The 7,726-nt window shown below is 75.5% G+C and carries 6 protein-coding genes; 2 read left to right on the top strand and 4 right to left on the bottom strand.

The window, feature by feature from the left end; translation table 11 throughout:
- Positions 1 to 101: 101 nt before the first annotated feature.
- Entirely contained in the window at positions 102 to 686 is a 585-nt protein-coding gene (locus tag ACI79W_RS19955; protein WP_456563823.1) for a YhjD/YihY/BrkB family envelope integrity protein, read from the top strand.
- Here the strand turns inward: ACI79W_RS19955 and ACI79W_RS19950 are convergent.
- A complete protein-coding gene (locus tag ACI79W_RS19950; RefSeq protein WP_456563822.1) occupies positions 636 to 3,044 on the bottom strand; it encodes a transglycosylase domain-containing protein in 2,409 nt (802 codons plus the stop codon). The two genes, ACI79W_RS19955 and ACI79W_RS19950, sit on opposite strands and share 51 nt — an antisense overlap.
- Before the next feature lie 173 nt (positions 3,045 to 3,217).
- Between ACI79W_RS19950 and ACI79W_RS19945 the strand changes: the two genes are divergently transcribed.
- A complete protein-coding gene (locus tag ACI79W_RS19945) occupies positions 3,218 to 4,228 on the top strand; it encodes a zinc-binding dehydrogenase (protein ID WP_456563821.1) in 1,011 nt (336 codons plus the stop codon).
- 117 nt (positions 4,229 to 4,345) lie between these two features.
- Here the strand turns inward: ACI79W_RS19945 and ACI79W_RS19940 are convergent, their stop codons facing one another.
- From ACI79W_RS19940 to ACI79W_RS19930, 3 genes are read right to left on the bottom strand one after another with little or no spacing between them, the layout of a single operon-like run.
- Complete coding sequence (locus ACI79W_RS19940) at positions 4,346 to 5,011, bottom strand: acVLRF1 family peptidyl-tRNA hydrolase (protein WP_456563820.1); 666 nt, start codon at positions 5,009 to 5,011, stop codon at positions 4,346 to 4,348.
- Positions 5,008 to 6,264, bottom strand: a complete 1,257-nt coding sequence (locus ACI79W_RS19935; protein ID WP_456563819.1) for an alpha/beta fold hydrolase — start codon at positions 6,262 to 6,264, stop codon at positions 5,008 to 5,010. The genes ACI79W_RS19940 and ACI79W_RS19935 overlap by 4 nt, the downstream gene beginning before the upstream one ends.
- Before the next feature lie 11 nt (positions 6,265 to 6,275).
- Positions 6,276 to 7,490, bottom strand: a complete 1,215-nt coding sequence (locus tag ACI79W_RS19930) for an MFS transporter (RefSeq protein ID WP_456563818.1) — start codon at positions 7,488 to 7,490, stop codon at positions 6,276 to 6,278.
- Positions 7,491 to 7,726: the final 236 nt, after the last annotated feature.

The following is a 7,726-nucleotide window of genomic DNA, read 5'->3' as shown; positions in this document are numbered from 1 at the left end:
GGCGGGTCCCCGCCCCCCCCCCCCCCCCCCCCGCCCGCCCCCCCCCCCCGCCCCCCCCCCCCCCCCCCCCCCCCCCCCCCCCCCCCCCCCCGCTCGGGGCGCTGCTCGCCCTGCTGCCGATGTCGCTCTACGGCGAGGGGCTCCGGCGGGCGCTCCTGCGGTTCTCCGCGCGGCACGAGGACCACACCGCCTGGCGCGGCCGGCTCGCCGCCCTCCCGCTGCTGCTCCTCGCGCCCGTCCTGCTGTACCCGCTGCTGCTCGCGGCGGCGCAGATGGCCGACCTCGCCGACCGTGGCGGCGTCGCGGCCACGGTCGGCCAGGTGGCCCTGGGCTACTACGCCGTGCTCGCGGCGCTGACGCTGCCGCTGGCCTGGGGGTTCCGCGTGGTCGGCGGGGGCCGGGTCCGGTGGCGCTCGCTGCTGGTCGGCGCCCTGTTCACCGCCGCCTGCCTGTCGGGGTTCCTGCAGGGGTTCGTGCTGTTCCTGGCGCTGCCCCTGGACCTCGGCGCGCCGTTCGGCGACCTGGACGTCGTGGGCGGCGTCGTCGCGCTGGCCCTGTGGCTGTTCCTCCTCCACCTGGTCGTGCTGCTGGGCTGGCTGACCACCCAGACGCTGGACGAGCTGTCAGGCGACCGCTCAGCGCCGCGGCGGCGGGTAGGGGAACCGGTCGAGCCACGTCTCGGCTGACACCGGGCGGTCGGGCGCCTGCGGGCCCTCGGTCCCGGTGCCCGGGTCCTGCGGCACCGGCGGGGTCGGGGGCGGGGTCGACGGGTCCGGTACCGGCGCGGGCGGCGGCTCGGGCGCCGGGGGAGGGGGTGGCGGGGGCGGCACGTACCGCGCCCCGTTGCTGACCAGCACGGTGACGACCTGGCCCAGGACGGCCCGGCCGCCGGCGGGCGGGCTGGTGCCGACGAGCGCCCCGGGGGCCAGGTCGCTGTCCACCCGCATCACGCGGTGCAGGAAGCCCGCGTCGCCCAGCACGTCCTGGCAGGCGAACGGGTCGTCGCAGGAGGGCACCCGGACGGTGTTGCCCCGCACCACCGCCGGGTCCGCGGGCGGGAAGTCGCTGCTGCCGCGGGCGGTGAGGACCGGCGCCATCGCGTCGTGCCAGATGGTGGCGCCCTTGCCGCCGCCGAAGCCGCCGACGTCCTCGTTCCGCTTGGGGTTGAACACCATCACGCTCGCGGCGATCTCGGGCGTGTAGCCGACGAACGCCACCGAGACGTTCTCCTGCGTCGTGCCGGTCTTCCCGGCGATCTGGTGGCCCGGCACGTACGCCCGCCGGCCGGTCTGGCCACCGAAGCCCGGCTCGACGTCCTTGCGCAGCATCTGGTTCAGCGTGTTCGCGACCCCCGGCGGGATCGCCTCGGGGGTGCAGCGGTCGCCGCCCACCAGCGGCTCGCCGTCCGGGCCGAGCACGGGCTCGCCCTCGCGGTCGAGCAGCGCGGTCACCGGGACGACGTCGCACCGGGTGCCCGAGGCCGCCAGCGTGGAGTAGGCGCTGGCCAGGCCCAGCGGGCTGGTGGCCTCGGGACCGAACGCGAAGGAGCCGTTGTTCTCGTCGATGGTGCGCTGCGCCAGCCCGTCGGGGCCGTGGGCGTAGAGCCCCATGCGCTCGGCCATGCGCACCGGCTCCTCCACGCTGCCGAGCGCGTCCTCCAGGGCGAGGAAGTAGGTGTTCGAGGACTGGTAGAGCGCCGTCGTCAGGTCCAGCGAGGCCCGGTAGGCGCCGGAGTTGCGGACGTCGTAGAAGCCACCGCCCTCCCGGTAGACCCGGGAGACGTAGGGGCTGGGCGCGGTGAGCGTGTACTCGGTGGAGTAGCCGCGGGCCAGCGCCGCGGCGGCCACGAAGACCTTGTACGTCGACCCGGCGCCCCGGCTGGGGAGCGCGTTGAGATTGACCGACTCCTGCCGCTCGTCGCTCTCGTCGTGCCCGTAGATGCGGTTGACGCTCATGGCCAGCAGGTGACCGGTGCCCGGTTCCACCGCGGTGAAGGTCGCGGCCAGCGAGCTCTCCAGCGGCTGGTTCGCCAGCACGGCGGCGTCGCCGGCGCGCTGCAGGTCGGCGTCCAGCGTCGTCTGGACCACGTAGCCGTTGCGGTCGAGGTCGTCCTGGGTGAGCCCGAGCTCCTCGGTCAGGTACTGATGCACGAAGTCGCAGACGTAGGCGCCCACGGAGGCCTCGACGCAGCCGCGGCGCGGCGCCGGGGCCGGGGCGAGCCCCAGCGGGGCGGCCGCGGCCTCGGCCTGCTGCTCGGGGCTGATGTACCCCTGCTCGGCCATGCGGGCGAGCACCTGGTTGCGCCGGACGGTGGCGCCCTCGGGGTCGGTGAAGGGGTCGTGGTCCTTCGGGCTCTGCACCAGCCCGGCCAGCAGGGCGGCCTGGGGCAGGGTCAGCTCCACGGCGTCGACGCCGAAGAACGCCTGGGCAGCCGGCTGCACGCCGTAGGCGTTCTGCCCGAAGTAGACGATGTTGAGGTAGCGGGTGAGCAGCTCGTCCTTGGTGTAGGTCGACTCCATCGCCAGCGCCAGCCGGGCCTCGCGCAGCTTGCGGCCGAAGGTCTTCTCGGTGGCGGCGTCGCGGTCGGCCTGGGTGCGGGCCGACTGCAGCAGGGTCTGCTTGACCAGCTGCTGGGTGAGGGTCGAGCCACCCTCCTCGACCTCGCCGGCGGCGATGTTGGTGACCAGGGCGCGCGCGGTGCCCTGCACGTCCAGCCCGCCGTGCTCGTAGAACCGCGCGTCCTCGACGGCGACCAGCGCCTGCCGCATGACCTCGGCGATCCGGTCGAACTCCACCGGCTCGCGGTTCTCCCGGTAGAACGAGGTGATCACCTCGCCGTTGGCCGCGAGCACCACGGTGTTGCGCGCGGGCACCTCGACGGAGAACTCCTCCGGCGGGTCGCCGAGCAGCGCCGACGAGCTGCGCGCGGCCAGCGCCGGCCCGCCCACCCAGGGGAGCAGCAGGCCGGCCAGGAGGGCACCGGCGAGCAGGACGGCGCACGCGAGCCTGACCAGGGTGCGACCCGTCCCCGCGCGCGACTCCATGACCCTCCTCCGGCTGTTTGCCCAGCTCAGCAGGGCCGACCGCGTTCCACAACCACCCTCGCGGCGCGGACCGCGACCGGAACCGTTCCGTCCGCCTCCCCGATCCCGCCCGCCACACCCGGCGCTCCCTGCCCCGGTTCGTCGGCGCGGGGCCCGCGGCGTTGGATGGGGGCATGCCCGACTCGATGCTGGCCGGCCGGCTGAACGTCCGCACCCGTGACTTCGTGGTGAAGGAGGTGCCCAAGCCCGTGCCCGGTCCCGGCGAGGTCCTCGTCCGGGTCGCCGCGGCCGGCATCTGCCTCTCCGACGTCCACCTCATCGAGGGGCAGCTCTCCCCGCTGTTCCTCGCGGGTGACGAGGTGACGCTCGGCCACGAGGTGGCCGGCACCGTCGCCGAGCTCGGCGACGGCGTGACCGGCCTGGCCGGAGGGCAGCGGGTGCTGCTGCAGGCCGGCGAGGAGAAGGACGGCTGGATCCACACCCGCGGCGTCGACTACGACGGCGGCTGGGCGCAGTACGCCCTCGCCACGGCGGGGACCGTGGTGCCGATCCCCGACGACCTGCCGTTCGAGCAGGCGTGCATCGTCCCCGACGCGGTCTCGACGCCGTGGGCCTCGATCGTGCGGACGGCGCAGGTGCGGGCCGCGCAGCCCGTCGGCGTGTGGGGCATCGGCGGGCTCGGCGCGCACGCGGTGCAGCTGCTGCGCCTGGCCGGCGCCGCCCCGATCGTCGCCGTCGACCCGGTCCCGGCCGCCCGGCAGCGGGCCCTGGACTTCGGCGCGGACCTCGCGCTGGACCCCTCCGAGGACATCGCGACGCGCGTCCGCGAGCTGACCGGCGGCGCCGGGCTGGCGTTCGCCTTCGACTTCGCCGGCGTCGCACCGGTGCGCGAGCAGGCCGTCCGCTGCCTCGAGCGGGACGGCGCCCTGGTGCTGGTGGGCCTCACCGACCAGCCGCTGGAGATCCGCAACGGCACCCAGTTCAGCTACTTCGGGCAGCGGATCCTCGGCCACTACGGCTCCGAGCCGGCCCACGTGGTCGAGCTGGTGAACCTGGTCCGGCACCACCGCCTGGACCTCTCCCGCTCCATCTCCGGCACCCTGCCGCTCACCGAGGCCGCCGACGGCGTGGAGCGGCTGGCGAACAAGGAGGGCGACCCCATCCGCCTGATCATCACGCCATGACGCTGTCGTCCTCCGGGCGACACCGCGGCCAGGTGCCGTTCCCCCGCTGCGCGGAGCCCTCCCGTCCTGCCTGCGCGGAGGCCTCGGGCCCCCACTCGGCCCGACCCGACGAAGCGGTCAGGAGCCGTCCTGCGGCTCCTTGATGAGCACCTGGACGGCGCGGAACTGCTTCGGGGTCTCCAGCAGGACCGCCTTCGTCGGCTCGCCCACGCCCAGGGCGGGGTCGCGGCGGAGAGCGGCCAGCGGGCGCAGCCGGGGGTCGGCCAGCACGTCGTCGGCCAGGCCCCGGTCGCCGCCGGTGAACAGCGCGGCGACCCCGTCGGCGTGCGGCAGCAGCACCCGGACGGCGGTCTCCACCGCATGCCCGACGACGGCGTCGGTCTGGTTGGCCCGCCGCCGCGCGAACCGCTGCTGCGACCAGCCGCCGGCCGCCGTCCGGCCCTGCACCTGGCGGGCGTCGACCTTCGAGGCCACCAGTTCCCCGCCGTCGAACACGCCGACCGCCCAGCGGCCGCGGCGGACCAGCAGCACGGCGGCCCGCCGGGGCCGTCCCGCGGCGGCGGTGAAGCTGCCGAGCAGCGGCGTCTCCGGGGTCCAGCCGAACGGGGCGCGCAGCACGACGCCGGTCGTGTCCGCGCAGGTGATCCGCAGCCCGTCGTCGGCCGGCTCGACCACGGTGAACGGCCCGTGCCGGGTGGCGACGCCGTCCAGCCACCGGCCCAGCCGCTCCGGGGCCACCCCGAGCTGCCGCCCCCCACCGGCGGCCGGCCGGGCCCGGGTCACCGGGACCGCAGCGCGAGCAGCCGGTCGAGCACGTCGCCCACCCGCAGGCCGTCGTGCTCGTGCTCGTTGGTCACCCAGGTGCGCACGTTCCCGACCTCCTCGGCGGTCTGCAGCGACAGCCCGGCGTCGACGTACATGTCGTCGAAGTAGACGGCGGCGTCGACCGGCACCTCGTTGGCAGCGAGCCGCGCGGGGTCGTACAGCGCGGGGAACTCCTCGACCGCGGCGAGCGCGTGCGCGGCCGGGCCGAACGGCCGCAGCGCGGCGATCTCGTCGAACATCCAGGGGTAGACCATCTCGCCGGTGAACGGCAGCGGGCGGCGGTCGCCGTCGAACTCGGGCCCCCGCTCCTCCTGCGCCGCCCAGCCGACCGGGCCGGGGCCCTGCGCGTAGATGCTCTCGTGCAGGGCCGCGTAGAGCGGGTTGTCCCAGTAGGCGGTGCGCCGGGCGACCTGGTCCAGGAAGGTGTCGGAGAGCCCGCCGTCGTCGTCGAGCGCCTCCTCGAAGAGCCAGTGCAGCTCCTCGGCGCCGTCGCGCGCACCCAGTGCCTGGCCGACGGTCTGCAGCCGGCGGACGGTCAGCCGGTCGCCGTCGGGAAGAGCCGCAGGCTCCTCGGCCAGCCGGTCGGCGACGGCGGCGACCTGCGCGACGTCCCCGGGGTACCGCGCGTAGAACCGTCGCGTGTTCGCCGCGACCCGCGGGTAGGTGCGCCGGTAGACCTCCCGGGCGTCGGCGTGCAGGCCCGCCAGGCCACCGGTGACCAGGCAGCGGGTGAGCCCCTCCGGCGCCTGCGAGAGGTAGGTCAGGGTGACGAAGCCGCCGTAGCTCTGCCCCAGCGTCGCCCAGCGGCGCCCGCCGTAGAGCGTCCGCCGGATGTGCTCGGCGTCGGCCACGATGGAGTCGGCGCGGAAGGCGAGCAGGTGCCGGGCGGCCGAGCCGGCGTCGGCGAACCGGCTGATCCCGGCACCGGTGACGCGGGAGCTGCGCCCCGTGCCGCGCTGGTCGAGCAGGACGACCCGGAACTGGCGCAGCGCCCGCTCGATCCAGCCGCCGCGGGTGGGCCGCGGCGACTTGCCCCCGGGGCCGCCCTGCAGGAAGAGCAGCAGCGGGAGGTCGTCGGCGCGCCGGTCGGGGTGCACCAGCTCGCGGACGAAGACGTCGATGCTGCCGCCGACATCGGGGGTGCTCCAGTGCAGCGGCACGGTGACCGACCGCTCGCGCACCTGCGCCCCGGGAAGCGCGTACTCCTGCACGGCCCCGCCGCTCAGCGGGCCAGCGCCGGCTCGGCGGCGTGCTCGGCCGGCACGTGCAGCAGCCGCTGGCAGGCCCCGACGGCGACCGCGGCGATCGCCGCCGCGACGATCGCGACGACGAACGCCCGGTTGGCGCCGGCGACGTCGACGATCTTGCCGGCGGCCGAGGCGCCCACGGCAACACCAAGACCCAGCGCGGTGCCGATCCACGTGAACGCCTCCGTCACCGCCGAACGGGGCACGAGCAGCTCGGCCAGGGTGAAGGAGCTGATCAGCGAGGGCGAGACCGCGATCCCCGCGACGACGACGAACGGGACCATCAACCAGAGGTCGTCGATGAACACCAGCGGGACGACCAGCAGCGTGAGCAGTCCCAGCGCGCCGACCAGGCGGAGCCGGAGCGGCAGGTGCCAGTGGATGGCCCCCCAGCCGATGCCGCTGACCATCGACCCCACCGCCAGGCTGGCGATGAGGACGCCGGACAGGGCCATGGCGTCCTGCTCGTCGGCGAAGGCCACCAGCGCGATCTCCAGCGTGCCGAGGATGGCGCCCACCGCGGCCCCGACGACGAAGAGCACGCGCAGCCCGCGGGTGCGGATCGCGGACGGCCCCTGCCGGCTGGCATGTCCGTGCGGCTGGGGCTCGGTGCGGCGCTGGGCGGCGAACAGCAGGCTGCCGACGGTGGCCAGGGTGAACGCCGTCACCACGCCGGAGGTCGCGTGCCCCGTGGTGGAGAGGAAGGTCACCAGCACCGGGCCGACGATGAAGACGAACTCGTCGACGACGGACTCCATCGACAGCGCGGTGTGCAGGCGGTGGCTGCCGCGGAGGAGATGGGTCCACCGCACCCGGATCATCGAGGAGACCGGCGGGATGCAGGCCCCGGCCAGCCCGGCCGAGAGGAAGACGACCAGGAGCGGCCAGGCCTCGCGCACGGAGAACAGGAAGACCAGCCCGGAGGCGACGAACACCGCCAGCACCGGCAGCAGCACCCGCCGCTGACCGTGCGTGTCGGCCCACCGCCCCAGCAGCGGGCCGGCGGCCGCCGTCGTCACCGCGCCCACCGCGGCCACGGCGCCGCCGAGGCCGTAGGAGCCGGTCTCGGACGCGACCAGCAGGACCGAGCCGAGCCCGACCATCGAGAGCGGGAGCCGGCCGACGAAGGCAGCGAGCACCATCGGCAGGGCGTGCGGCGTGCGCAGCACCTGCAGGTAGGGATTCGGCACGGGGGAGGTTGCCTCCGGGAACGGGAAGGGGCCCAGCCACGCTAACCGACCCTGGCCGCAGGCGCCGCGACGCAGACCGGTCGCGCCGCCCGCCCCCGGCGATGATCAGGGTCCCCGATCGTGGAGCGTCCTCCCTCACCGCGCACCGTGAGGGAGGACACCTGATGATCAGGGTCCTTGATCAAGGCAGTGCAGCGGGCGTGGACGACGGAGGGCCCGGACCGCGGCTGCGGTCC

It is taken from the genome of Blastococcus sp. SYSU DS0533 (genome assembly GCF_054050775.1).
The sequence above is the reverse complement of the archived record's forward strand: the minus strand, read 5'-3'. Positions and strand labels throughout refer to the sequence as shown.

What these genes read in the sequence shown, in the direction of transcription:
- ACI79W_RS19950 (WP_456563822.1), bottom strand. Translation starts at nt 3,044, where the DNA reads ATGGAGTCGCGCGCGGGGACGGGTCGCACCCTGGTCAGGCTCGCGTGC.
- ACI79W_RS19945 (WP_456563821.1), top strand. Translation starts at nt 3,218, where the DNA reads ATGCCCGACTCGATGCTGGCCGGCCGGCTGAACGTCCGCACCCGTGAC.